Here is a 26258-nt window from a genome sequence, read left to right as displayed (position 1 = left end):
GGAGGGGGTGACTGCCGTTACGACTTCATCCGCTCATTGGCAGGATCGTAGAGCGCCTTCATGCCGACGGCGGCGACCTCGACCGGGAACTTCTGATTGAAGTACTCGATCTCCAGCTTGCGGCCCTCCTCGCACCAGTCCTGCGGTAGGTAGCCGAGGGCGATGTTCTTCCCGACCGACGGGCCGTAGGCCAGGCTGGTGGTGAAGGAACGGCGGCCCAGCGAGTCGATCAGCACCTCGTTGGTCTTGGGATCGACGATGGGGCAGTTGCCCATTGGAAAGCGCGCCACGCCGTCCTTGTCGGTATTGTCCGTCACGGTCAGCGTGCAGAGTGTCGCCGGCTGATGCGGGCGCTCGCGCTGCTCCAGGTAGGCGGCCTTGCCGTGGAAGTCGGCGGCCTTGACCTTCGGGCGGGCGAGACCCGCCTCGAGCAGGTTGTAGTCGGTCAGCAGGTCCGCGTTCTGCAGGCGCAGGCTCTTTTCCAGGCGGCGGCTGTTGGCGTAGGTCTCGACACCGACCGGGGGAATGCCGATCTCCAGGAACATGTCGTAGAGCGCCAGGCCGTAGCTGAGCGGGAAGTGAAGCTCCCAGCCCTGCTCGCCGACATAGGAGATGCGGAAGCCCTTCACCGGAATGCCGCGCAGGGTAAAGTCCTTGCTGGCCGCGAAGGGGAAGTTCTCCGGGTCGAGGGCGGCCGGGTCGTCGGCCAGCTTCTTCAGGTTCGTGCGCGCGTTCGGGCCCCAGACGCCGATGCAGCCGTAGTGATCGGTGCGGTCCTCGACGAAGACCGACCACTCCTTGTCCTGGCTCATGCGGCGCAGATAAGTGGCATCCCGGTTGCCGGCGTCGCCGCCGTCGATGACGCGGAAGCGGTCCTCGGCCAGGCGCAGGACCGTCAGGTCCGCCTGCACGCCGCCGGTGGAGTCGAGGAAGTTGGTGTAGACGCCCTTGCCGAGCGGCGTGTCGCCCGCGACCTTGGAGGAGGAGACGTATTCCATCAGCCGTTCCGCGTCGCGGCCCGAGACGTCGTAGATCGCGAAGTGCGACAGGTTGACCATGCCGACGTTCTCGGAAAGCTCCAGGTGCTCGGCGTTGGAGACGCGCCAGAAGTGGCGGTTGTCCCACTCGTTCAGCCGCTCCGGCACGCGATCTGCGTACTTGGCCAGCAGGGTTTCCTCGTTGGCGGCGTAGCCGTGCGCGCGCTCCCAGCCGGCGATTTCCATGAAATAGCCGCCCAGCTCCTTCTCACGCAGATAGAAGGGGGCGCAGCGCAGGTTCCGGCCCTTGGAGTAGGGCTCGCGGTTGTGGACCGGCGGGTTGTAGATCTTGAACGCCGTCTCGTAGCAGCGGTCGTAGATGAACTTCTCCGACTTCTGGATCGGATAGTAGCGCGCGTAGTCGATGGCGTGGTGATCGATCCCGGTCCGTCCGTCGGTCATCCAGTCGGCGATCAGTTTGCCCGTGCCCGGGCCGTCCTTGATCCAGACGGAGACGCCATACCAAAGGCCGCGCACGTCCGGCGACTCGCCGATGGAGGGCCCGCCGTCGGCGGTCACCTGCAGCAGCCCGTTGAAGGAGTGCTTCTCGTTGTAGCCGAGCTCCCCGAGGATCGGGGTCAGCTCCATGGCGCGCTCCATCGGCTCGATGACCTGCTCCATGTCGAGATCGCGCTGGGAGGGGGAGAGGCGGGCCTCCTCCTTCTCCAGCAGGTCGCGCGGATGGCAGAGGCGGGGCTCCTTCTCTTCGTAGTAACCCCATTCGATCTGGCCGCCCTCGGTCGACTTGGGGTCGCCGGTGTCGCGCAGATAGGCGGAGTTGCCCTGGTCCCGCAGCAGCGGATAGCCGATTTCCTTGCCCGTGCCTTCGAACTCGTTGAAGGGCCCGAAGAAGGTCAGCGGATGGTCGACCGGCATGACCGGCAGGTCCTCGCCCGCCATTTCGGCGATGAGGCGGCCCCAGAGGCCGGCGCAGACGACGACGCAGGGCGTCTCGATGTAGCCGCGCTTGGTATGGACACCCTTGATGCGGCCGTTCTCGATATCCAGGCCGGTGCAGGGATTGTTGGCGATGGTCTCCAGCTTGCCGGTCTCCTCGGCATCGCGGATCATCTCCCCGGCGACGACCTGGGAGCGCGGGATCACCAGGCCCGCGTCCGGATCCCACAGTCCGCCCTGGATCATGTCTTCTTCCACCAGCGGCATCAGTTCCTTCACCTTCTGCGCCGTGATCATCTCGACCCGGTTGCCGAAGGCGCGGCCGGAGCTGACCCGGCGTTCCAGTTCGCGCATCCGCTCGTCGTCGCCCTTGCGGGCGACCTCGATGCCGCCGATGCGCGCGTAGCGGCCGCGCTTCTCGAAGAAGTCGATGCTGTACTTGGTCGTGAAGATCGTGATCTGGTCGTGCATCGTGTTGAAGCAGAAGTCCGAGGCATGACCGGTCGAGCCGATGTCGGTCGGGATGCCCGACTTGTCGACCCCGATGATGTTGTCCCAGCCCCGCTCGATCAGGTGATGGGCAACGGAGGCCCCGACGATGCCGCCCTGTCCGATGATCACGACGCTCGCGCTTTTGTGAAACTGCGCCATACCTATCGTCTCCGTTTAAGGACCCTTGCCGAAAGTCTAGCGGACCGCGGGGCTGGCCTCGCTCGGCTGGGTTGAACACGCCCCTTCGGGGTGGCAGGGCCTCCCCACTCACAAGCTACAGCCGGGGCGGCTCGGCCGCCCCGGCAAGGCGCCTATTCTTTCCCGAAGCGGCGTTCGGCGCTCCCAGCCCCGGCGACTGCATTTGTCGAATCTCCGACACCCGGCAGACGCCTCGGCGGAACCCTCGGCGCGGCACGGCCAGGCCCCCCAAATCCTCGCTTGCCGGCGACGCGGCCGGACCGGCGGACGCGCCGCAAATTCACCGGTCGCCGTCGCCGTTGCGACAGCGCCGCGGCCGGGCCGAGCCGGATAATTCGCCATCGATTTTCTATGCCTTGATGGTGGGACGAGGACATGCCCAATACAGCGGAAGCCGGTGGCGGAGCGGAGGCGCGTCGCGGGCGGCGCGGCAGCGGCGGCGCGGGTGCCCGCCGCGCCCTGCGCAGCGGCGGTACGGCGGTGAAGAACCGCTACATCGAGCGCCAGGTCCCACCCTACGAGCTGCTCTCCGAGGAGGGGCTGGCGCTGATCGAGCGCAATGCCGAGACGGTGCTGGAGGAGATCGGCATCGAGTTCCGTGAGGACCCCGAGGCGCTGGAGCTGTGGAAGCAGGCCGGGGCCGAGGTCGAAGGCGAGCGGGTGCGCTTCCCGCGCGGCCTCTGCCGTAAGCTCTGCGAGACCATTCCGGCGCAGTTTACCCAGCACGCCCGCAACCCCGAACGCTCGGTGGTCGTCGGCGGCAACACCACGGTCTTCGCCCCGGTCTACGGTCCGCCCTTCGTGCGCGACCTGGAAGGCGGGCGGCGCTATGCGACGATCGAAGACTTCCGGAACTTCGTGAAGCTGGCCTACATGGCGCCGGCCATGCACCACTCCGGCGGCACGGTCTGCGAGCCGGTCGATATCGCCGTGAACAAGCGCCATCTCGACATGGTCTACGCGCACCTGCGCTACTCCGATATGCCCTTCATGGGCTCGGTGACCGCGCCGGAGCGGGCCGAGGATTCCGTGGCCATGGCCAAGCTGGTCTTCGGCGACGACTTCGTCGAGAACAATACGGTGATGATCAACCTGATCAATGCCAACTCGCCCATGACCTTCGACGCCACCATGCTGGGCGCCCTCAAGGTCTACGCGCGCCACAACCAGGCCTGCATCGTCACCCCCTTCATCCTGGCCGGCGCCATGGCGCCGGTGACGGCAGTGGGCGTGATGACCCAGACGCTGGCCGAGGCTCTGGCCGGTTTGGCGCTGACTCAGCTCGTGCGTCCCGGCGCGCCGGCGGTGCTGGGCAGCTTCGCGTCGTCCATGTCCATGCAGTCGGGCGCGCCGACCTTCGGCACGCCGGAGCCGGCGCTGGTGCTCTACGGCATGGCGGCCCTGGCGCGGCGCCTGGGCGTGCCTTTCCGCTCCGGCGGCTCGCTTTGCGGGTCCAAGCTGCCGGATGCCCAGGCGGCGCACGAAAGCAGTCAGACCCTGCTGCCCACGGTGCTGGGCGGTGTCAACTTCGTGCTCCACGCGGCCGGCTGGCTGGAAGGCGGGCTGGTTTCGTCCTATGAGAAGTTCGTTATCGACGCCGATCAGCTCGGCATGATGCAGACCTTCTGCGGCGGCTATGATCTCAGCGAGAACGGCCAGGCCATGGACGCCCTGCGCGAGGTCGGGCCGGGCAGCCACTTCCTGGGCTGCGCCCACACCCGCGCCAACTTCGAGACGGCCTTCTACCGCTCCTCCATCGCCGACAACAACTCCTTCGAGCAGTGGGAGGCGGAAGGCGGCCACGACGCCTATCAGCGCGCCAACGGCCTGTGGAAGAAGATGCTGGCCAGCTACGAGGCGCCGGCCATCGACCCCGGCGTCGACGAGGAGCTCAAGGCCTTCATCCAGGAACGCAAGGAGTCCATGCCGGACGCCTTTTCCTGAGAGCCGGGAATAAGCGAGCAAAGACGGCGGGCGGGTCCTCTCTTCAGGGGGCGACGATAGTCATGCCGTACTCTTGCGAGGCGTCCTCCAGCCAGCGCCAGAGATAATCGGCGAAAGAACGCCGGGTATAGAGATCGAAACCCGGTCCTTCATCCACCTGATGCAGGATGATCGAGGCCTTGGAGAGGTGGCTCTGGGCGCAGTGATCCACGCCGCCGAAGGCGCGGGGGTGCAGGTCCAGGGGGCAGCCCTTCTCGATCGCCTCGCGGGCCTTGGGGCCGGCGAGGTGGATGCAGGCGTACTGCTCGCCGACCTCGGCCACGGCAGCGTGGAGGTCGCCCAGGGCCTCGCGCAGCTTCGCGGCCAAGAGGGCTTCGCCCTCCGGCGTGGCGTCGTGCCGCACCGCCAGCCACTCGTCCGGCCCCAGCCACAGCAGGACGAGTTCGCCGCTGCTGGCGGCGGTATTGGGGGCCGTCGGCGGCTCGACGCCCAGGGCCTCGCGGACCGCCGCGACGAAAGCCGGATCGGCGGCGTCGCCGCGCAGGTTCACCGCGGCGGGCAGCAGCTTCTCACCCAGGCGCACGCCCACACTTTGCGGCGCCTCGCTGGTGCGGCCGGCCAGCGCCAGATGATCGAGGGCGCTCTGCCGCAGATAGGATTCGATCATTTCAGGCGCTCCCCTTCAGGGTCGAAGAACACGGGGTTCTCGGCGATCACGCAGGGCACCACCTTGCCGTCGGCCAGGGGCGCGAAGATGGTCTCGCCCTTCCGGGCCAGGCCGCCCTTGACCAGCGCCATAGCGATGGAGCGCCCGCAGTTCGGCGAATAGTAGCTGGAAGTCACGTGGCCCAGCATCGGCATGGGTGGGTTGGGCAGCACCTGGTCGACCAGCTGCGCGCCTTCGGGCAGCACTTCCTGCGGGTCCTTGGTCAGCAGGCCGACGAGCTGCTTGCGGTCGGGCTTGGCCATGTCTTCGCGGGTGAGGGAGCGCTTGCCGACGAAGTCCTTGGTCTTGGAGACGATCCAGTCCATGTCGAGGTCCAGCGGCGTCACCGAGCCGTCGGTTTCCTGTCCGACGATGATGTAGCCTTTCTCGGCGCGCAGCACGTGCATGGCTTCCGTGCCGTAGGGCGTGATGCCATAGCGCTCGCCCGCGGTCATCAGGGTCTGCCAGACCGCCATGCCGAAGGAGGCCGGCACGTTGATCTCGAAGGAGCACTCGCCGGTGAAGGAGATGCGGAAGATGCGCGCCGGCACGCCCGCCACCCTGCCCGGTGTATAGCCCATGTGCGGCAGCGCCTCGGGCGAGAGGTCGGCGTCGCTCAGCTCGCCCAGCAGCGCGCGCGCGTTGGGCCCGGAGATGGTCATGGTGGCGAACTGTTCGGTGACCGAGGTTAGATAGACCTTCAGGTCCGGCCACTCGGTCTGCAGATAGTCTTCCAGGTGGGCGAGCACGGCGGCGGCGTTGCCGGTCGTCGTGGTCATCAGGTAGTGCTGCTCGCCCAGGCGGGTGGTGACGCCGTCGTCCATCACCATGCCGTCTTCCTTCAGCATCAGGCCGTAGCGGCAGCGCCCCACGGCAAGCTTCAGCCAGGCGTTGGTGTAGACGCGGTTCAGGAACTCGGCGGCGTCGGGCCCCTGGATGTCGATCTTGCCGAGCGTGGTGGCGTCGAGGATGCCGAGCGAGCTGCGCACGGCCTTGACCTCGCGGTTCACCGCAGCGTGGATGTCTTCGCCGTCCTGCGGGTAGTACCAGGCGCGGCGCCACTGGCCGACGTCCTCGAAGAGGGCGCCGTTGCGCTCGTGCCAGGCATGCATCGGCGTGCGGCGGACCGGGTCCAGCAGGTCGTCGACGTCGCGCCCGGCGAAGGCGCCAAAGGTCACCGGCGTATAGGGCGGGCGGAAGGTGGTGACGCCGACGTCGGGCAGGTGCTTCTCCACCGTCTCGGCGACGATGCCGATGGCGTTGACGTTGCCCATCTTGCCCTGGTCGGTGGCCATGCCGGTGGTGGTGTAGCGCTTCACATGCTCGATGGAGCTGTAGCCCTCGCGCAGCGCCAGCTTCAGATCGGCGGCGGTGACGTCGTTCTGCTGGTCGACGAAGTGCTTGGCCTTCTGGCCCAGCGGGCGTTCGCCGGGGATCAGCCATAGCCAGCGTCCCGGCAGGAAGTCCCTGTCGTCCGCATCTGGGGCGTCCGCATCCGGAGCGTCCGCATCCGGGGCGTCCGCCTGCGGCACATCGCCGGTGGCGGCGTCGAAGCCGCAGTCGGCGGCCGCCGCCGCGCCGGCCTCCGCGCCCTGCGTGAGGCAGCTCCGCAGGCCGAAGGCGCCGTTGCCGGCTCCGGCCGAGCGCTGGCCCGGCTGCATGGCCTCGTCGGGCACGAAGCAGGCGTGGCCGTCGTCCCAGCGCAGCTTGCCCTTGGCCTGGCAGAACAGATGCACCGTCGGGTTCCAGCCGCCGGAGTTGGCGACGAGATCGCAGGCGATGGCCTCGACTTCTCCGACCATGGTCTTGCCGTCGGCAGCCAGCTCGGCCACCCGCACGCCCTTCACCCGCTTCTTGCCTTCGACGCCGACGATGGCGGACTCGGCGAGGATGCGCAGGCCCTGCGCCTCGGCGCGCTCGGTCAGCGGCCCGGCGGGGGTCGGGCGGGTGTCGACCACGGCGGCGACCTCGATGCCCGCGGCGGTCATGTCCAGGGCCGCGCCGTAGCCGCTGTCGTTGTTGGTGAAGACCACGGCGCGGCGGCCGGGCTTCACCGCGTAGCGGTTCAGGTAGGTCTGCACCGCCGAGGCGGTCAGGATGCCGGGGCGGTCGTTGTCGGCGAAAACCATCGGGCGCTCGATGGCGCCGCCACAGAACACCGCCTGTTTGGCGCGCAGCTTCCACAGGCGTTTGCGCGGCAGGTGCTCCGGCGCCGCCGGCAGGTGGTCGGTGAGGCTTTCCACGAGCCCGAAGAAGTTATGGTCGAAGGCGGCATAGGCGATGGTGCGTTTCAGGATACGCACTTCCGGCATGCCGGCGAGTTCCGCCTCGGCGGCAGCGACCCAGTCGAGGGCCGGCCGGCCGCCGATGGTCTCGCCCTGCTGATTGAGCAGCGCGCCGCCCAGCAGGGGATCCTGCTCGGCCAGCACCACCCGCGCCCCGGCGCGTCCGGCTGCCAGGGCCGCGGCCAGTCCGGCGGGGCCGCCGCCGACCACCAGCACGTCGCAGTGCGCAAAGGTCTTGTCGTAGCGGTCCGGGTCGCGCTGGCTCGGTGAGCGGCCCAGGCCGGCGGCGCGGCGGATGAAATGCTCGTAGGTCTTCCAGGCGCTGGCCGGCCACATGAAGGTCTTGTAGTAGAAGCCCGACGGCAGGAAGCGCGCAGCCAGGCCGTTGACCGCGCCGACGTCGAACTCCAGCGACGGCCAAGCGTTCTGCGAACGGGCCGTCAGGCCGTCGACCAGCTCCACCTGGGTGGCTTTCAGGTTCGGTTCGGTGCGCGGGTCTTCGCCGACCTGCATCAGGGCATTGGGCTCCTCGGCGCCGGCGCTGACGATGCCGCGTGGGCGGTGGTACTTGAAGCCGCGGCCGACCATGTGCACCCCGTTGGCGAGCAGGGCGGAGGCCAGGGTGTCGCCGGCCAGGCCCAGGTAGGTCCGGCCGTCGAAAGTGAAGGTCAGGGGTGCGTTGCGGTCGACGAGACCTCCCTGGGGCAAACGCATGTGTCCAGCCACGTCCGTTCTCTCCTCAGACGTAGCGCCGCGGGTCGAGCGCGGGCGGCTGCGATCCCATGGGATAGACCGCCAGGATCTCGTAGGTCACGGTGTCGCGCGCCACGTTGAACCAGCGCCGGCAGCCCTGGGTGTGGTTCCAGCGCTCCAGCAGCAGGCCCTTGGGATTGTCGCGCAGGAAGACGAACTCCGCCCACTCGGCGTCGGAGAGGCTCGCCGGGTCCTTCGGCCGTTCGATGTGCGCCTCGCCGCCGTTGTGGAACTCGCTTTCCGCGCGCGGGCCGCAGTGAGGGCAGGTGATCAACAGCATTTTCTATCGAGCCCCTAGTGAGCCACGGCCGCCGCGCCGTGTTCGTCGATCAGGAAGCCGCTGCGGAAGCGGTCGAGGGAGAAGGCCGCATTCAGTTCGTGCGGCTCGTCCTTGGCGATGGTGTGGGCGAAGGCCCAGCCGGAGCCGGGGGTCGCCTTGAAGCCGCCGGTGCCCCAGCCGCAGTTGAGGTAGAGGTTCTGCACCGGCGTCTTGGAGAGGATCGGGCTGGCGTCGGGGCAGACGTCGACGATACCGCCCCACTGGCGCAGCATGCGCATGCGCCGGAACAGGGGGAACAGCTCGCAGATGGCGGCCAGGGTCTCCTCGGTGACCTGCAGGCTGCCGCGCTGGCCGTAGCCGATATAGCCGTCGACCCCGGCGCCGATGACCAGCTCCCCCTTGTCGGATTGGCTGATGTAGGCGTGCACGGCGCCGGACATGACCACGGTGTCGATGATCGGCTTCACCGGCTCGGACACCAGGGCCTGCAGCGGCACCGACTGCACGGGCAGGCGGAAGCCGGCCAGGTTGGCCATGACGCTGGAGTGGCCGGCGGTGACGATGCCGACCTTGCCGGCCTCGATCAGGCCCTTGCTGGTCTCTACGCCCGTGACCTTGCCGTTCTCGATGCGGAAGCCGTTGACCGCGCATTCCTGGATGATGTCGACGCCCAGGGCATCGGCGCCGCGGGCGTAGCCCCAGGCGACGGCGTCGTGGCGGGCGGTGCCGCCGCGGCGCTGCAGGCTGGCGCCGAGCACCGGATAGCGCCCGCCCTCGCGCAGGTCGATGATGGGCACCATCTCCTTCACCTGCTGGGCGCTCAGGAACTCGGAGTCGATGCCGTTGAGGCGGTTGGCGTTCACCCGCCGCAGGGTCTCGCGCAGGTCGTGCTGATTGTGGGCCAGGTTGAGGACGCCGCGCTGGGAGAACATGACGTTGTAGTTCAGGTCCTGGGACAGGCCTTCCCAGAGCTTCAGGGCGTGCTCGTAGAGGGCCGCCGACTGGTCCCAGAGGTAGTTGGAGCGCACGATGGTGGTGTTGCGTCCGGTGTTGCCGCCGCCCAGCCAGCCCCGCTCAACCACGGCGATGGATTTGATGCCGTGCAGCTTGGCCAGGTAATAGGCGGTGGCCAGGCCGTGGCCGCCGCCGCCGACGATGACCACGTCGTAGCGGCTTTTGGGCTCCGGGCTGCGCCAGGCCTGCTGCCAGTTCTCGTGGTAGCTGAGGGCATTGCGCAGAAGGCTGAAGACTGAATAGCGCGGCGTCATGCCCGTTCCTGTTCCCCTGGTTGAGGCGGTCGCCGGCATCCGGGCCGGGCGGGCCTCTGCGGTCTCTGCCGAAGCCATGCTGGCATCCGCTCTCCGGCTTGGCAACGGCCCCGGTTCGGGGCCGTTCCGCGCCGCCTTTCGCAGGTCGCCAGGGCACTCGATCGGGGGCTTCCGGGCTCGCGTTTCCCCGGCGGAAAATTCTCTGTTCGCGACACTGCGAGTTATGCCAAAGTCGCGGAACCGGTATTTCTTGAGTCAGCTTGCGAGCCGCCGTCGGCCTATGTTCGGAAACGTCCCCAGAGAGCTGCCCCAGCAGATTGCTCTCGTTCTGCTGCCGCGCTTTTCCTTTCTGCCCTTCACCGGCCTGATCGAGTCCTTCCGGTTGGCCAACCGGCTGAGCGGCCAGGAACTCTATCGCTGGAAACTGGTTTCGACGGACGGCCAGCCGGTGGCCGCCTCCAACGGGCTGGAGTTGGTGGTGGCCGGGGATCTCTCGGTGGCTGAGACCTGCGGCACGGTCATCATTTGCGGCGGTATCGACGTCCACCTGATCAAGGACAAGGGGCTGGACGGCTGGCTGCGCAAGGCGGACCGGCGGGGCGCGGACATCGGCGCGATCTGCACCGGCAGCTACGTCCTGGCCAAGGCCGGATTGCTGGAGGGTCATCGCTGCACCATCCACTGGGAGAACCTGGCCGGCTTCTGCGAGGATTTCCCCGAGATCGAGGTGACCACCGAGCTTTTCGAGATCGACCGCAACCGCTTCACCTGCTCCGGCGGCACCGCGGCCATCGACATGATGCTCAACGTCATCGCCCGCCAGCACGGCCACGAACTGGCCGCCGCGGTGGCCGATCAGTTCATGCACGAGAGAATCCGCGATCAGCACGACCGCCAGCGCATCTCCCTGCCGGCGCGCCTGGGCGTGCGGCACCCCAAGCTGCTGGCCGTCATCGGCACCATGGAGCAGAACCTGGAGGAGCCGCTGAGCCGCAGCGAGTTGGCCAAGGGGGCGGACCTCTCGACCCGGCAGCTCGAGCGCCTGTTCCGCAAGTACCTGAACCGCTCGCCCGCGCGCTATTACCTGGAGCTGCGGCTCAACAAGGCGCGGCTGCTGCTGTTGCAGACCAACATGTCGGTGATCGACGTGGCGCTGGCCTGCGGCTTCGTGTCCGCCTCGCACTTCTCCAAGTGCTACCGCGATTTCTTCGGGCGCACCCCGCGCAAGGAGCGGGGCCTGCCGCTGAAGGGCGAGCCGGAGCCGGGCGAAGAGGACATCGAGGCGTTGCACTAGGCCCGCTCGCCGGGGCAAGGCCGCGGGGAGGGCGGATCCGGATATGAAAGTCGTGGTGCTTGGCAGTGGGATCATCGGCGTTTCCACGGCCTACTACCTGGCCAAGGCCGGCCATGAGGTGGTGGTGGTCGACCGTCAGCCGGCGGCCGCCATGGAGACCAGCTTCGCCAATGCCGGCGAGGTCTCTCCCGGCTATTCCGCCCCCTGGGCCGGCCCCGGCATGCCGCTCAAGGCGATCAAGTGGATGCTGCACAAGCATTCGCCGCTGGTCATCCGTCCACGCCCCGACATCTACATGATCCGCTGGCTCTACCGCATGCTGAGGAACTGCAATCTGCAGGCCTACCGGATTAACAAGGCGCGTATGCTGCGGGTCGCCGCCTACAGCCGCGACTGCCTGGAGGAGCTGCGCCGGGAGACCGGGATTTCCTACGACGAGCGCTGTCGCGGCACCTTGCAGATGTTCCGCGACCAGAAGGGCCTGGACGACGCGGCCAAGGACGTCGAAATCCTGAAGGAGTTCGGCATCGGGCACTCCCTGCTCGACCGCGACGGCTGCATCGGGCAGGAGCCGGCCCTCAAGCACGTGGCGGAGAAGGTCGCCGGCGGCCTGCTGCTGCCCGGGGACGAGACCGGCGACTGCTTCCTCTTCACCCAAAGCCTGGCCGAGCGCGCCGCCGCGCTGGGCGTCAGGTTCAAGCCCGAGACCACCATCCAGCGGCTTGCCGTGGAGGGCGGCAAGGTTACGCACGTCGAGACCAGCCGGGGCTGGGAGACGGGCGACGCCTACGTGGCGGCGTTGGGCAGCTACACGCCGCTGCTGCTGCGCCCGCACGGCATCCGCACCCAGGTCTATCCGGTGAAGGGCTACTCGGTCACGGTGCCGATCGTCGACGAAGACGGCGCGCCGGTCTCCACCATGATGGACGAGAAATCCAAGGTCGCTATCACCCGCCTGGGCGACCGCATCCGCGCGGCGGGCACTGCGGAGCTCACCGGATACAACCTGGATCTCTCGCACGGCCGCTGCGCCATGCTGTTCCACATCGTCCGCGACCTCTTCCCGAAGGGCGGCGATCTGAGCGACGTGAAGTTCTGGACCGGCCTCCGGCCGATGATCCCCGACGGCGGGCCGCTCATCGGCCCGACCCGCCTGGCCAATCTCTACCTCAACACCGGGCACGGCACCCTCGGCTGGACCATGGGTCCCGGCTCCGGAAAACTCCTGGCCGACCTGCTGTCCGGCACCCAGACGGAGATCCCGCTCGACGGCCTCACCATCGAGCGCTTCCCGCAAGGGCAGGGCATCTGACTCCATCTTCGAAGCCTGCCACGTCTCCGGCGGTCATCCCGGTCAAGCGAGCGTCAGCGAGCGCGAGCCGGGATCCAGGGGTGAGCGATGGAAGGGGCGCCCTGGACCCTCGGGGCAAGCCCGAGGGTCACGGTCGGAGCTAAGGCCGTTTAGGGGTGACAACCCGGCCGGAAGGTCAGGCCCTGTCGCGCCGGCGGCGGCGCCGGCCACCGTTGTCGCCGCCGTCGTTGGCCGCGGTCCGTGGCCGGGCCGCCGGCAGGGCGACCGCCTTGGCCAGGTTGGGGAAGGCGGCGGTGGCGTGGGGGATGCCCATGGCCTCGACGAAGTGGGCCTGGAACTTCGGTTCGACCGCGGTCTCGATCTTCTCGACCTGACGGATGACCCCCTCGATTTCGTCGCGCGCGCCCTGGTTCAGCAGGGCGATGCGCGCGCCGGTGCCGGCGGCGTTGCCGGCCGAGTAGACGTGCTCCAGCGGGCAGTCGGGGATCATGCCCAGCACCATGGCGTGTTTGGTGTCGATGTGGCTGCCGAAAGCCCCGGCGAGCATGATCTGGTCGAGCCGCTCCACGCCCAGGCGATCCATCAGCAGGCGGATGCCGGCGTAGAGTGCGGCCTTGCCGAGCTGGATGGCGCGCACGTCGTTCTGGACGATGCTGATCTCCTGCCCGCCCCTCTCCGTGCCGTCGTGCAGCAGGTAGGAGAAGGTGCGTCCGTCGGGGCGGATGCGCGGGCTGCGGGCGGCGAGGGCGCCGTCGATGGTGCCGTCGGTCGCCAGGATGCCGGCCAGGTACATCTCCGCCAGAACCTCGATGATGCCGGAGCCGCAGATGCCGGTGACGCCGGTCTTCTCGGTCTCCTCTGCGAATCCCTCCTCGTCCGACCAGATCTCGCAGCCGATGACCTTGAAGCGGGGCTCCAAGGTCGCCGGGTCGATGCGCACCCGCTCGATGGCGCCGGGGGCGGCGCGCTGGCCGCAGGAGATTTGCGCACCTTCGAAGGCCGGGCCGGTGGGCGAGGAGCAGGCCAGCAGGCGGTCGCTGTTGCCCAGCACGATCTCTGCGTTGGTGCCGACGTCGACCACCAGGGTGATCTTGTCCGTCTTGTGGGGCGATTCGGACAGAATGACCCCCGCCGTGTCGGCGCCGACGTGGCCGGCGATGCAGGGCAGCACGTAGACCCGGGCGTTGGGATGGAAATGCAGGTCGAGCTGGCTGGCCCATAGGGTGATGCCGGAATTGGCCGCCAGGGCGAAAGGCGCCCCGCCCAGTTCGGTCGGGTCGATCCCCAGCAGCAGGTGATGCATCACCGGGTTGCCGACGAAGGTGGCGTTGAGGATCTCCTCGCGGTCGATGCCGCCCTCCGCGCAGACCGCGAGGGTCAGCTCGTTGATGGCGCGGCGCACCGCATTGGTCATCTCCACGTCGCCCCCGGGGTTCATCATGACGTAGGAGACGCGGCTCATGAGGTCCTCGCCGAAGCGGATCTGCGGGTTCATGGTGCCGGAAGACGCGATCACCTCGCCGCTCGCCAAATCGCAGAGGTGGGCGGCAATCGTGGTGGAGCCGACATCGACCGCCAGGCCGTAGCTGCGGTCATGGAAGCCGGGCCAGGTGGCGGTGATCACCTGGCCGCGGTGGATCGCGACGGTAACCTGCCATTGGCCGTCCCGCAGGGTCTTCTGCAGGCTTTGCAGGATTCGCAGGTCGGTTTCCAGGCCGGTCAGCCCCCACTGGTCCTCCAGTGCCGCCAGCAGGCGTTCCAGGTCGCCGGTAGGGTTATGCATGTCGGGTTCCTGGACCACGACGTAATGCAGCCGGATCGCGGGGTCGAGCTCGATGTCCCGCGCCTCGGCGCGCTTGCGCACCACCTGCTTGTGGACCTGACTCTCCTCCGGCACGTCGATGACGACGTCTTTGACCAGCAGGGCCTGGCAGGAGAGGCGGCGCCCTTCGGCCATGCCGCGCTTTTCCTGATAGCGCGCCTCGATCTGGTTCCACTCGGAGACGTGGCCGGGACGGCTGGTGATGCCATGCTTGGCGAATTCGCCGCTGCCGATCTCGACCTGGCAGCGCCCGCAGAGCCCGCGGCCGCCGCAGACGGAATCGATATCGACACCCAGGCTGCGCGCCGCCTTCAGGATGGGCGTGCCGACGGGAAAGCGCCCGCGCCTGCCGGAGGGCGTGAAGACGATCAGGGCGTCTTTCGGGGCGTTGCCAGGCAAGAGCAGGCTATCTCCCTTCGGCTATCCGCGGCGCCGGCGGCGCTCACGGCGTCCGCCTTCACCCTCGGCACCGGCGGCAACGGGTTCGCGGAACTTGCGGATCCAGGCGCGGCAGTCCTTGTCGGCGTTGAGCAACACGTCGGCGGCCATGATGCCGGTCAGCTCCTCCTCGTGCAGCGGATTCATGATGGCCGAGGTCATGCCGGCGCCCGCGGCCATGGCCAGGAAGAAGGAGTTCATGGCGTGGCGGTTGGGCAGGCCGAAGGAGATGTTGGAGGCGCCGCAGGTGGTGTTGACGCCCAGTTCCTCGCGCAGCTTGCGGATGATGGAGAAGGCCTGGCGGCCGGCGGTGCCCATGGCGCCGATCGGCATGACCAGCGGATCGACCACCACGTCCTCCTTGGGGATGCCGTGGTCGGCGGCGCGCTCGACGATCTTCTTGGCGACGGCATAGCGCACCTCGGGGTCTTCGGAGATGCCGGTTTCGTCGTTGGAGATGGCGACCACGGCGGCGCCGTGCTTCTTCACCAGCGGCAGCACGCGCTCCATCTGCTCGTCCTCGCCGGTCACCGAGTTGACCAGGGCCTTGCCCTGGTAGACGGAGAGGCCGGCCTCCAAGGCATCGACGATGGAAGAGTCGATGGACAGCGGCAGGTCGGTCAGCGACTGCACCAACTGCACCGTCTTGGCCAGGATCGCCGGTTCGTCGGCCAGCGGGATGCCGGCGTTCACGTCCAGCATGTGGGCGCCGGCGGCGACCTGGGCCAGGCAGTCGGCCTCGACCCGGCTGAAGTCGCCGGCGGCCATCTCGGCGGCCAGCAGCTTGCGCCCCGTCGGGTTGATGCGCTCGCCGATGATGCAGAAGGGTTGATCGAAGCCGATCACCAATTCCCGGGAGTGCGAGCTGACAACCGTGCGTGCCATGTTGGTTTACTCCTTTCCGGCCCGCTGCGCGGCCATGTCGGCCGCGGCGGAGCGCCCCAGTGCGATGAGCGGCATTTGTCCTCTTTCCCCGCCCTTGGGCTGGCGCAGGGACGACCAGCAGTGGCTCATTCGCGCTATCGCGCGCGGGTCAGTCGATTTCTCGCGTCACCTTGAAGCCGTCGCCCTTGGCTTTGATCTCGAAGTCGCCGTCGGCCACCGCATAGCTCCAGGCCGCCGAGCGCTTGAGGCCGCCCAGGGGATAGATGTGCAGGCGCGCGATGCCGCAGTCCGGATCCAGGGCCTTGTAGCGGGCCAGATCCAGCAGCAGCTTGTCGGGGGCGTTCACCGTCATCAACTTGGCCACGTTGCGCGCCTGGCGCGTCAGGAAGCGCATGGAGGGGCCGACGCCGCAGGCCTTGGCGTGGTTGATCAGCGTCTTGAGGGTCGCCAGGCCGGGCACGCCGATGTGGATCGGCAGGCGGTTGCCCTCGGCCCGCATGGCCTTGTCCCAGGCGATGATCGGCGCTGCCTCGAAGCAGAACTGGGTGGCGATGTAGAAATCCGCGTCGCTGCGCGCGGCAAAGGCATTCTTCCAGGCCAGGGCCTCGTTCAGCGCCGGCGGCGCGATGTCGGGGCTGCCTTCGGGATGGCCGGCCACGCCGATGGTCTCGACGCCGTAGGCATCGAAGAGGCCGGTCTCCAGGATCGCCATGGAACTGTCGAAGGGGCCCAGCGGCTGGTCGACGGCGCCTGCCAGAATCACCACATGGCGCAGTTCGGTCACGTCGGCGAGCGCCTTCAGATAATCCTCCAGCGCCTGGCGACTGGGGATGGAGCGCGCGGCGAAGTGCGGCATGGGCTGGAAGCCCTCTTCCTGCAGGCGCCGGGCCGTGGCGACCGTGTCCGCGAAGTCGGAGCCGGGCAGGAAGGTCACCGCGACACGGGTACCGGGGCGCAGGTAGTCGCGATAGTCCGGGGTCTTGGCCGCCGAGCCCGGCGTGGTCTCCACGGTGAAGCCCTGCATCAGATCCAGGATCTGCTGCTTGGTCTGCTCGGCACTCAGGTCCAGCGGCATGGCCTTGCTCACGGCGTACATTCCAGTCTTCCTTCTGCGGGCGTCACGGCGCGGACTGTTGAAGAGTGTCTTCGCCGCCGGCGGCGACGAGCTGTGCCAGGCGGGTGTCGTCGTAGTCGGTTTCCAGGCGCCGGGCGGCGGCTTCGGCCTCCGCTTCCAGGTCGTCGCCGCAGTCGAGGGCGGCGCCGCGGCGCCACTGCTCCAAGTAGGCATCGCTGCCGTGCAGCTTGGCGCGCATGGCCGCGCGGTCGATCGCTTTCTCGAAGCGCTCGCTGAGTTGTACCTTGGCGTTCCTGCGCCCGGCCTTGACGACGACCTGGGCGGGGATGTCGCGCCAATAGAGGACCGTCAGCCGAGCCATCCCGCTGCCCCCGGGGCCTCGCCCTCGGCCATCTCGCGGATTTCCTCCAGGTCGAGCCGGCGGTCGATGAAGCGGCCCAGCCCGCCGTAGCCGGTGAAGCGGTAGTCGTAGTCCAGGCCCAGGCGCTCCGCCGCGGCCTTGGCCTGGGCGACCAGTCCGGCATCCTCGGTCTGCGCGAGGTAGACCAGCTTCTTGTAGTTGCCGAAGTACAGCTCCAGCAGTTCCGGGTGACGGTCAATGCCCAGGCCCTGGATGATCAGGCGCTCGAAATGGCGGACCAGGTAGTCGGTCAGGTAGAAGGCCGCGGGCTCCTCCTCGTGCATCGCATCGAAGGTCTCGTTGCCGGCGTAGAAGGAATAGCAGTGCGGCCCCTGGATGCGCTCGACGCCTTCCTCGGCCAGTACCTCGTCCAGCTTTCCGCCGGTCCCGCAGTCGCCGTAGAGCACCAGGATGTGGTCGTAGCGCCCGCGGGCGTCGCGGATGCGCCGGCGCACGCCCTCGGGAATCTTGCCGGGCGTGTTGTGCCAGGACGCCGGAAGGCAGCTCACCGTCAAGTGGCGCCAGGCGTTGACGCGGATCAGGGTGACGATCTCGCGCGCCAGCGCCCCGCAGGCGATGAGCAGCGTGCGTTCCTGCGGGCTCGTGGCCGCGCTGCCGGGCGAAGGTTGGAGGACCGTCATGGCGCTCTTGCTCCTGCCTTCCCGCTGCGGCGCCCTAGGCGGCGCCTTGCCGGTTGTGCCGGCGCTTCATGAAGTCCTTGGCCGTTTCCACCGCCACGGCGGCGTCGCGGCAATAGGCGTCGGCGCCCACGGCGTCGGCGAAGGCTTCGTTCAGCGGCGCGCCGCCGACCAGGACCACGTAGTCGTCGCGGATGCCCTTTTCCTTCATGGTGTCGATGACGACCTTCATGTAGGGCATGGTGGTGGTCAGCAGGGCCGACATGCCGAGGATGTCGGGCTTGTGCTCCTCCAGGGCCTCCAGGTAGTTCTCCACCGGGTTGTTGATGCCCAGGTCGATGACCTCGAAGCCGGCGCCTTCCATCATCATGGAGACGAGGTTCTTGCCGATGTCGTGGATGTCGCCCTTCACCGTGCCGATGACCATGGTGCCGAGCTTCGGCGCGCCGGTCTCCGCCAGCAGGGGGCGCAGGATGAACATGCCGCCCTTCATGGCGTTGGCCGCGAGCAGCACCTCGGGCACGAAGAGGATGCCGTCGCGGAAGTCGATGCCGACGATGCGCATGCCCTCGACCAGCGCCTCGGTCAGGACCCGGTAAGGTTCCCAGCCGCGCCCTAGCAGGATATGGACGGCCTCCTCGATCTCTTCCTTGAGTCCGTCGTAAAGATCGTCGTGCATCTGCTTGACGAGTTCGTCGTCATCGAGCGTGCTGAGATCGAGATCGTCGTCGTCCGCCATCATCATTCCTCACGGCAAGAACGGTCCGGGCCAGGACAGCGATGCGACCAAACCCGGCGCTGTTGGTCCCCGCGAACATTTCTCTTGAGCGGGGGGGCGGCGGCTACGCCCGCGGCGACTGATCGTGTCTGAAACGCGACAAAGCCGAAACGGGTGGGAACTCAAGCCTTTGCGCCCCTCCGCTTGATGTCGGCGCCGGGCCCGGAACGGTCGTTTTCCGACCGAAGCGCCGGGCGCGCCGGGACCGTTCCCATCAGCTTGCGCCCCTGGGCCTTCGTATTTGTTAATCTCGCGGCAATCGATGGCGGACAGTCAAATACACATAATAAAATTGTGATTGTAATTTATTATACGTAGAAATACGGTGTTTTTGATCTGGCGCATTGGCAAGCGGCGCCGGGAGGGCCATATTCACGGCCATTGAGTCGGCTTTCCGCGGTTTTCCGCGGCGGGCAGAGGGCCGTTTGGCCAGTATTTCAGCGAAAGGTTCTTGAGGTATGGAAGGTTCGACGGCGCTTGTGGCCGACTCCTCCGGCCGCCGGGTCCTCGATTCCGCTGTCGTGCGATTCGCCGGCGATTCCGGCGATGGCATGCAGCTCACCGGCAGCCAGTTCACCCTCTCAACCGCTCTGGCGGGCAACGACCTGGCGACTTTTCCGGATTTTCCGGCGGAGATCCGCGCCCCCGTCGGCACCACCTTCGGCGTCTCCGCCTTCCAGATCAACTTCGGTGCCCGAGTGATCAAGACCTCCGGCGACGAGCTGGACGTTCTGGTCGCCATGAATCCCGCGGCGCTCAAGGTCAATCTCGTCGACGTGAAACCGCACGGTCTGCTGATCCTCGATTCCGGCGCCTTCAACGAACGCAATTTCACCAAGGCGGGTTACGAGAACGATCCGCGCAGCGACGGCAGCCTCAAGGATTACCGTGTCTTCGAGGTCGACATGTCGCAGCTGACCCAGGATGCCCTGAAGGACAGCGGCCTGACTAAGAAAGAGGCGCTGCGCTGCAAGAACCTGTGGGCGCTGGGCCTGGTCTATTGGATGTTCGGCCGCGACCGCCAGGCGACGGTCGACTGGCTGAACGAGAAATTCCGGCGCCGCACGGAAATCGCCAATGCCAACATCGCCGCCCTGAATGCCGGCCACGCCTTCGGCGAGACCGCCGAGGTGGGTGAGAACCTGGCCGCCTTTTCCGTTCCGCCGGCAGAGATTCCGCCGGGACTATATCGCAACATCACCGGCGCGGAGGCGTTGTCCTGGGGACTGGTTGCCGGCGCCAAGGGGGCGGAGCTGAAGCTGGTGTTCTGCTCCTATCCGATCACGCCGGCGTCCTCGGTGCTGCACGCCCTGGCCGACCTCAAGGACCACGGCGTGGTGACGTTCCAGGCCGAAGACGAGATCGCCGCGGTCTGCGCGGCCATCGGCGCCTCCTATGCCGGCGGTGTCGGCGTCACCTCCAGTTCCGGTCCCGGCGTGGCGCTGAAGATGGAAGCCGTCGGGCTGGCCATTTCCGCCGAGCTGCCGCTGGTCATCGTGAATTCGCAGCGCGCCGGGCCCTCGACCGGCATGCCGACCAAGACCGAGCAGTCCGACCTCTACCAATCGGTCTTCGGGCGCAACGGCGACGCGCCGCTGGTGGTGCTGGCCGCGCGCTCGCCCGCCGACTGCTTCGACGTGGCCATCGAGGCCGTGCGCATCGCCACCAAGTACATGACGCCGGTGATCCTGCTGAGCGACGGCTACATCGCCAATGCCGCCGAGCCCTGGCGGCTGCCCGAAGCCGAAAGCCTGCCGCGCTTCCCGGTCGCCTTCGAGACGGATCCGGAAGGCTTCCATCCCTTCAAGCGCGATCCGGAAAGCCTGGCGCGTGCCTGGGCAGTGCCCGGCACCCCGGGCCTGGAACACCGCATCGGCGGCATCGAGAAGGCCAGTGACAGCGGCAACATCTCTTACGATCCGGCAAACCATCAGCATATGACCGACCTGCGCCGCGACAAGGTGCTGGGGGTCGCCAAGGACGTGCCGCCGCAGGCTTTCGAAGCCGGCGGCCCGGACGACAAGCTGGTGGTGGTCGGCTGGGGGTCGACCTACGGGCCGATCAGCCGCGCCGTCGACAACCTGCGCGGCGAGGGGCTGCCGGTCGCCCATCTGCACTTGCGCTACATCTGGCCGCTGCCGCAGAACCTCGAGGCCCTGCTGCGCGGCTTCGACAAGATCCTGGTGCCCGAGATGAACGACGGTCAGCTGGTCACCTTGCTGCGCGGCGAGTATCTGGTGCCCGCCGAGAGCCTGAGCAAGGTGACCGGAAAGCCATTCAAGATTTCCGAGATCGAGGCGGCAATTCGCGCCCGTCTCGCGGCCGAATAGGGGAGGCCTGAGATGAATGTTGCGACACCCCCGGTTCTGACAGCCAAGGACTACGCCTCCGACCAGGAAGTGCGCTGGTGCCCGGGCTGTGGCGACTACGCCATCCTGAAAGCGGTCCAGAAAACACTGGCCGAGCAGCAGGCCGATACCGCGAAGACGGTCTTCATTTCCGGTATCGGCTGCGCGGCGCGCTTTCCCTATTACATGTCGACCTATGGATTCCACACGATCCATGGCCGCGCCCCGGCCATCGCGACCGGCGTGAAGTTGACCAATCCGGAACTCGACGTCTGGGTGGTCTCCGGCGACGGCGACGCGCTGTCCATCGGCGGCAATCATCTGCTGCACGCCTTGCGCCGCAATGTCGACTTGCAGATCCTGTTGTTCAACAACGAGATCTACGGCCTGACCAAGGGCCAGTACTCGCCGACTTCGCGCGTCGGCACCCGCTCGCCCTCGACGCCGGGCGGCTCCATCGACACGCCGGTCTCCGCCGGGGCTTTCGCGCTGGGTGCCGGCGCGCACTTCTTCGCGCGCTCGGTGGATACCCAGCAGAAGCACCTGCCGGAGATCCTGAAGCGCGCCAAGGCGCACAAGGGCACCTCCCTGGTGGAGATATTCCAGAACTGCATCGTCTACAACGACGGGGCTTTCGACGGATTCACCGAGCGCACGGTAGCTGCCGACATGCAGGTGCTGCTTGAGCACGGCAAGCCCATGCTCTTCGGCAAGCAGAACGAAAAGGGGCTGCGCCTCGTCGCCGGAAAGTTGGCTTTGGAGGTTGTCACGCTGGGCGAGAACGGCGTGACCGAGGCCGACATCCTGGTGCACGACGAGACCGACAAGGTGATGGCCGGCATGCTGGCGGCACTGCAGCCGCCGCACATGCCGGTGGCTCTTGGCGTCCTCTACTGCAATCCGGCGCGCAGCTATGAAACCAGCGTCACGGACGAAGTGGCGGCGGCGCAGAAGTCGCATCCCGCCAGTCTGGCCGAGCTGCTGCACAAGGGGCACACCTGGACTGTGTCCTAGATCGGATCATGATTTGACGGAACCGCTCTGTGATTCCGTCAAGTCATGTGAATCTGCTCTAAGGGGCCGGATTCAGAAGGGCCCTGCGCCGCCGCCCGATCAGACCAGCCGCTTGAGCAGGCGGACGAACATCCTCTGCTCATCCGGGGCGAGCGGCGCGAGAATTTCGTCGCCGATCCGGTTGGCGTCGGCGAGCAGGCGCATCACGGTTTCCTGGCCGAAGGGGGAAAGGCTCAGAACCATCCGCCGGCGGTCGGTCGGGTCGGCCAGACGCTCGATATAGCCGCGCTCGTGCAGGCGGCGGATGACGCCCTGGATGGTAGCCGGGTCCATGGCGGCGAGGCGGCCCAGCCGGTTCTGAGACAGCTTGCCCATCTCGTGAAGCCGGGCCATGGCGAAGAACTGGGTCGGCGTCAGTTGTGCGTCGGCAAGGACCGTCAGGAACAAGGCGGAGGCCCGCTGGTGGGCCCGCCGCAGCAGGTGCGCGACCTGCTCGTCGAGGACGAAGTCCCCGACTTCAGGCTCGGCGGCCTCGGGCAGGCTGGCGGACAGGGGAAAAGCGGGAGTTTTCTCAGGAGTGCAGGACAAGTTGGTCACCCTCGCGGTGGTCTGGGTCGCTATGGAAGCAGGCCCCGGCCCGTCGTTCACGCGGGGCCTTTGAGGGCCAACAAGTCCTCTGCCGTGTGCGAATATACAGCAGTCTCAATCCTGGCGTCCAGCCGCTATGCTGCACCCGCTCACAAGTCGGCGGTAAGCCAGGCCGAGTCTTCCGCTAGGTCGTGGAAGGTTCCCGAAAACCGGCCATCTTCGATGATCTGAGCAACCTTCTCGATGTCTCCGGAAAGGGCGCGATCCTGGTCCAGGAAGGCGGCGCAGCCGCGGATTGCCGTCATCGCCCGGCTCAACCCGGGTGAGGTGGCCAGAGGGCGCCGCAGGTCGATGCCTTGGCCGGCGGCCAGCAGTTCGATGGCGACGATGCGCGCGCTGTTCGCCGCCATCTGGGTCAGGCGCCGGGCGCCGTGGGTGGCCATGGAGACGTGATCTTCCTGGTTGGCCGAGGTGGGCAGGCTGTCGACGCTGGCGGGATGGCTGAGCTGCTTGTTCTCGGCGGCCAGGGCGGCGGCCGTCACGTGGGCGATCATGAAGCCTGAGTTGAGGCCGGGCTCGGCCACCAGGAAGGGCGGCAGGGCGCTCATGGTGGCGTCGGTCAGCATGGCGATGCGCCGCTCCGAAAGAGCGCCGATCTCGGCCAGCGCCAGGGCGATGGTGTCGGCGGCGAAAGCCACCGGTTCGGCGTGGAAGTTGCCACCGGAAAGAACATCGCCGCTGTCCGGGAAAACCAGGGGGTTGTCGGAGACGGCGTTGGCCTCGCGCAGCAAGGTGGCGGCGGCGTTGCGCAGCAGGTCCAGCGCGGCGCCCATGACTTGCGGCTGGCAGCGCAGGGAGTAGGGGTCCTGCACCCGGTCGCAGTCCAGATGGGACCGGCGGATCTCGCTACCCTCCAGCAAAGCGCGCAGCCAGCCGGCCACCGCGATCTGCCCGGGGTGGCCGCGCAGTTCGTGAATGCGCGGGTCGAAGGGGGTGTCGCTGCCCAGTGCCGCGTCGGTGGAGAGCGCGCCGGCGGTCAGCGCCGCGCCGAAGGCGTCGCCGGCGCAGAACAGGCCGTGCAGCGCCAGCGCCGTGGAAACCTGAGTGCCGTTCAGCAGCGCCAGGCCTTCCTTGGCGGCCAGCTCGATGGGCTCGATGCCGTGCTCGGCCAGCACCTCCGCGGCCGGGCGCCGGTTGCCCGCGTGGCTGATTTCGCCGTGCCCCAGCAGCACCGCGGAAAGGTGCGCCAGGGGCGCCAGGTCGCCCGAGGCGCCGACCGACCCCTGGGACGGGATCACGGGATAGAGTTCGTCGTTGAGCAGCCGGATCAGGCGGTCGATGACCGCGCTGCGAATGCCCGAGTGGCCGCGGGAGAGGGCATTGATTTTCAGCAGCAGGACGAGGCGCACGACACGCTCGTCCAGCGGCGCGCCGGTGCCGCAGCTATGCGAAAGGACGAGACGGGTCTGCAGCTCGGCGACCTGGTCGGCGGAGATCGTCTGCCGGGCCAGGCTGCCGAAGCCAGTGGTGATGCCGTAAACCCGGCGTCCCTCGGCCACTACCGCCGCCACGGTCGCCGCCGAGCGGTCGAGCGCTGCGTAGCCGTCCGGGTCCAGGGACATCTTCTCCGGGCGGCGCCAGAAGCGGTAAATCTCAGCCAACGTCAGCCGGCCAGGCTGCAAAGTGAAGCTTTCCCCTGTCACACGGACCTCCAATGCAAAGTTGTATATACAACTTCAGCCTATTGTGTATCACCCTTTCGGGCCGGCCGGAAGGGCGGCGGCAGGGCTTGGCGCCGGTCTTCGGGCAAGCACGCGGAACTGCGGCGATCGCCTGGGCGGGTGGTGGCAGGAAAGGCGCGATCCGACCTTAAGGCGAGCGCAAAGTATAGATGCAACCAATTAGATTGTAAGAGTGCACATTTTCAGTATTCCGGAAACGGATATTTAAGCGCTTCAAAGTAACTTCTTGGAAAACCTGATCTTAGCGGTAGAAGAAGAGACCTGGAGATGTCGATCAACTCTTTGAAGTCATTTGGAATTTCGCGCCGCGTTTTCCTGCTCATCGCCTTGGCGGCGCTGGGCATGATCGCGCTCACCGGGTTTCGGCTCTATCAGCTCGACGTCGGTCTGGTCGAGCAGAAGCGCACCGAACTGCGCCAGCTTGTGGAGAGTGCGATATCGGTTGCCGACGGCTACCAGCAGCGCGTCGGGGCCGGTGAGATGTCTCTGGAGGAAGCGCAAAGCGCCACCCTCGCCGCCATCGAGGCGATGCGCTACAACGGCTCGGACTATTTCTGGGTGAACGACTACGACGCCGTCGTGATCATGCATCCCATCAAGCCGGCGCTGAACGGCAAGGATCTCACCGGATTGCAGGACCCCAACGGGCTGTACATCTTCCGCGAGTTCGTAAAGGTCGTGAGAGATCAGGAAGCCGGCTACGTCGGATACTACTGGCCGAAGCCGGGCGCCGAGCAGCCCGTACCGAAGGAGTCCTTCGTGAAGGGTTTCGCGCCTTGGGGCTGGATCATCGGCAGCGGCGTCTACATCGACGACCTCGACGCGATCTTCTGGCAGCAGGCGAGGTTCGAGTCCGGCATCATCGCCGCGATGCTGCTGGTCATGGGCGTCATCTCCTTTTTCATCGCGCGCAGCATCACCCAGCCGATCAACGGCATGAGCGGCGCCATGCGCGCCCTGGCCACGGGTGATCTCGAGGTCGGTATTCCGGGTGTTGGCCGCCATGACGAGATCGGTGAGATGGCTGGCGCCGTCGAAGTGTTCAAGAACAACGCCATCGAGCAGAAGCGGCTGGAGGAGGAGAGCAAGCTCGCCTCCCAGCGCGCCGAGCAGGAGAAGCGCCAGGCCATGCGGAAGGTGGCCGACGACTTCGAGGCCAGCGTGAAGTCGGTGGTCGAATCGCTGTCCCACACCGCGACGGAGATGCAGGCGACGGCCAAGTCGATGTCCGCAGCCGCGGGCCAGACGGAAGAGCAGGCAGGCTCCGCTGCCAAGGCCTCGGAAGATGCTTCCGGCAACGTGCAGACGGTCGCCACCGCGGCCGAGGAGCTGTCGTCGTCCATCGAGGAAATCGGCCGTCAGGTCAACCGCTCGGCGCAGACCGCCAATTCGGCCGTGGAGAACGCCCGCGCGACCAACGCCAAGGTCGAAGGCCTGGTCGAGGCGGCGCAGAAGATCGGCGACGTGGTGAAACTGATCCAAGATATCGCCGAGCAGACCAACCTGCTGGCCCTCAACGCCACTATCGAGGCGGCGCGGGCCGGCGAGGCCGGCAAGGGCTTCGCGGTGGTGGCCAACGAGGTGAAGTCCCTGGCCACGCAGACGGCCAAGGCGACCGAGGAGATCTCGCAGCAGATCGGCGAGATCCAGTCTTCGACCACCGACGCGGCTTCCGCGATCAAGTCGATTGGCGAGACGGTCGAGGAGATCAACGACATCGCCAGTAGCATTTCCGCGGCGGTGGAGGAGCAGGGCGCGGCGACGCAGGAAATCGCGCGCAACGTCCAGGAAGCCTCCGCCGGCACGCAGAAGGTGGCGAGCAACGTGGCCTCGGTTTCCAAGACCGCGGCGGAAACCGGCGGATCGGCCGGCCAGGTTCTGGACGCTGCGGGGCACCTCGCCGAGCAGTCGGAAAACCTGCGCAATGAGGTCGACCAGTTCATCGCCCAGATCCGCACGGCTTAGTAACAGCAGCGGGCGCCCCGGCGCTCCCGCAGCATCGCATAGAGGGGTCCCGTTCCCGGCTGACGTGGCGGCCGGGGGCGGGGCCCTTTCTCTTTGCCG

The 26258-nt window shown here is 67.4% G+C and carries 18 protein-coding genes and 1 pseudogene; 6 read left to right on the top strand and 13 right to left on the bottom strand.

From position 1 onward, the window contains the following. Positions 1–17: 17 nt before the first annotated feature. Entirely contained in the window at positions 18–2585 is a 2568-nt protein-coding gene (locus tag AAFN88_RS17340; RefSeq protein WP_347521794.1) for an FAD-dependent oxidoreductase, read from the bottom strand. A gap of 414 nt (positions 2586–2999) precedes the next feature. On the opposite strand from AAFN88_RS17340, the gene AAFN88_RS17335 reads away from it, so the two are divergent. After that, positions 3000–4568: a trimethylamine methyltransferase family protein gene (locus tag AAFN88_RS17335; protein WP_347521792.1), complete on the top strand. Its 1569-nt coding sequence runs from the start codon at positions 3000–3002 to the stop codon at positions 4566–4568. A 43-nt stretch (positions 4569–4611) separates the two neighbouring features. On the opposite strand, the gene AAFN88_RS17330 is transcribed toward AAFN88_RS17335, so the two are convergent. Genes AAFN88_RS17330 through AAFN88_RS17315 form a run of 4 tightly spaced genes read right to left on the bottom strand, consistent with a single transcriptional unit; the run spans position 4612 to position 9860 of the window. Next, the gene (locus AAFN88_RS17330; protein ID WP_347521790.1) at positions 4612–5235 is read right to left on the bottom strand and encodes a sarcosine oxidase subunit gamma family protein; all 624 of its coding nucleotides are present in this window, start codon (positions 5233–5235) and stop codon (positions 4612–4614) included. Beyond that, the gene (locus AAFN88_RS17325; protein ID WP_347521789.1) at positions 5232–8285 is read right to left on the bottom strand and encodes a sarcosine oxidase subunit alpha family protein; all 3054 of its coding nucleotides are present in this window, start codon (positions 8283–8285) and stop codon (positions 5232–5234) included. The genes AAFN88_RS17330 and AAFN88_RS17325 overlap by 4 nt, the downstream gene beginning before the upstream one ends. 13 nt (positions 8286–8298) lie before the next feature. Beyond that, complete coding sequence (locus AAFN88_RS17320; RefSeq protein WP_347521788.1) at positions 8299–8592, bottom strand: sarcosine oxidase subunit delta; 294 nt, start codon at positions 8590–8592, stop codon at positions 8299–8301. A gap of 14 nt (positions 8593–8606) precedes the next feature. Beyond that, positions 8607–9860, bottom strand: a complete 1254-nt coding sequence (locus tag AAFN88_RS17315; RefSeq protein ID WP_347521787.1) for a sarcosine oxidase subunit beta family protein — start codon at positions 9858–9860, stop codon at positions 8607–8609. 280 nt (positions 9861–10140) lie between these two features. Here AAFN88_RS17315 and AAFN88_RS17310 point away from each other — a divergent pair, with 280 nt between their 5' ends. Beyond that, positions 10141–11154: a GlxA family transcriptional regulator gene (locus tag AAFN88_RS17310; protein ID WP_347521786.1), complete on the top strand. Its 1014-nt coding sequence runs from the start codon at positions 10141–10143 to the stop codon at positions 11152–11154. Positions 11155–11185: 31 nt separating this feature from the next. Further along, positions 11186–12466: pseudogene (locus tag AAFN88_RS17305) on the top strand (D-amino acid dehydrogenase); the annotation flags it as partial. A 175-nt stretch (positions 12467–12641) separates the two neighbouring features. Here AAFN88_RS17305 and AAFN88_RS17300 read toward each other — a convergent pair. The 6 genes from AAFN88_RS17300 to AAFN88_RS17275 form a co-directional block, all read right to left on the bottom strand. After that, the gene (locus tag AAFN88_RS17300) at positions 12642–14687 is read right to left on the bottom strand and encodes an ASKHA domain-containing protein (RefSeq protein WP_347521785.1); all 2046 of its coding nucleotides are present in this window, start codon (positions 14685–14687) and stop codon (positions 12642–12644) included. 21 nt (positions 14688–14708) lie between these two features. Continuing rightward, on the bottom strand, positions 14709–15611 hold the full coding sequence (locus AAFN88_RS17295; RefSeq protein ID WP_347521784.1) for a methyltetrahydrofolate cobalamin methyltransferase: 903 nt from the start codon (positions 15609–15611) through the stop codon (positions 14709–14711). 148 nt (positions 15612–15759) lie between these two features. Next, on the bottom strand, positions 15760–16707 hold the full coding sequence (locus tag AAFN88_RS17290; protein ID WP_347521783.1) for a metFprotein: 948 nt from the start codon (positions 16705–16707) through the stop codon (positions 15760–15762). Between the two features lie 22 nt (positions 16708–16729). Next, entirely contained in the window at positions 16730–17047 is a 318-nt protein-coding gene (locus AAFN88_RS17285; protein ID WP_347521782.1) for a virulence factor, read from the bottom strand. Then, positions 17035–17727, bottom strand: coding sequence for a DUF1638 domain-containing protein (locus AAFN88_RS17280; protein ID WP_347521780.1), 693 nt, complete (start codon positions 17725–17727; stop codon positions 17035–17037). Before AAFN88_RS17280 ends, AAFN88_RS17285 begins: the two co-directional genes overlap by 13 nt. Positions 17728–17761: 34 nt before the next feature. Beyond that, entirely contained in the window at positions 17762–18463 is a 702-nt protein-coding gene (locus AAFN88_RS17275) for a B12-binding domain-containing protein (RefSeq protein ID WP_347521779.1), read from the bottom strand. Positions 18464–18960: 497 nt separating this feature from the next. On the opposite strand from AAFN88_RS17275, the gene AAFN88_RS17270 reads away from it, so the two are divergent. Next, positions 18961–20832: a 2-oxoacid:acceptor oxidoreductase subunit alpha gene (locus tag AAFN88_RS17270; RefSeq protein ID WP_347521777.1), complete on the top strand. Its 1872-nt coding sequence runs from the start codon at positions 18961–18963 to the stop codon at positions 20830–20832. Positions 20833–20844: 12 nt separating this feature from the next. After that, on the top strand, positions 20845–21864 hold the full coding sequence (locus AAFN88_RS17265; protein ID WP_347521776.1) for a 2-oxoacid:ferredoxin oxidoreductase subunit beta: 1020 nt from the start codon (positions 20845–20847) through the stop codon (positions 21862–21864). A gap of 99 nt (positions 21865–21963) precedes the next feature. On the opposite strand, the gene AAFN88_RS17260 is transcribed toward AAFN88_RS17265, so the two are convergent. Together AAFN88_RS17260 and hutH are read right to left on the bottom strand one after the other, a co-directional pair. Then, positions 21964–22452, bottom strand: a complete 489-nt coding sequence (locus tag AAFN88_RS17260) for a MarR family transcriptional regulator (RefSeq protein ID WP_347521775.1) — start codon at positions 22450–22452, stop codon at positions 21964–21966. Between the two features lie 149 nt (positions 22453–22601). Continuing rightward, positions 22602–24134 carry a histidine ammonia-lyase gene (gene hutH / locus AAFN88_RS17255; RefSeq protein ID WP_347522766.1) on the bottom strand — a complete coding sequence of 511 codons (1533 nt, stop codon included), beginning with the start codon at positions 24132–24134 and terminating at the stop codon, positions 22602–22604. A 327-nt stretch (positions 24135–24461) separates the two neighbouring features. Here hutH and AAFN88_RS17250 point away from each other — a divergent pair, with 327 nt between their 5' ends. Then, entirely contained in the window at positions 24462–26159 is a 1698-nt protein-coding gene (locus AAFN88_RS17250; RefSeq protein WP_347521774.1) for a cache domain-containing protein, read from the top strand. Positions 26160–26258: the final 99 nt, after the last annotated feature.

The sequence above is a fragment of the Pelagibius sp. CAU 1746 genome, assembly GCF_039839785.1.
Classification (GTDB): Bacteria; Pseudomonadota; Alphaproteobacteria; order Kiloniellales; family Kiloniellaceae; genus Pelagibius.
This window is presented reverse-complemented; position numbering and strand designations above follow the sequence as displayed.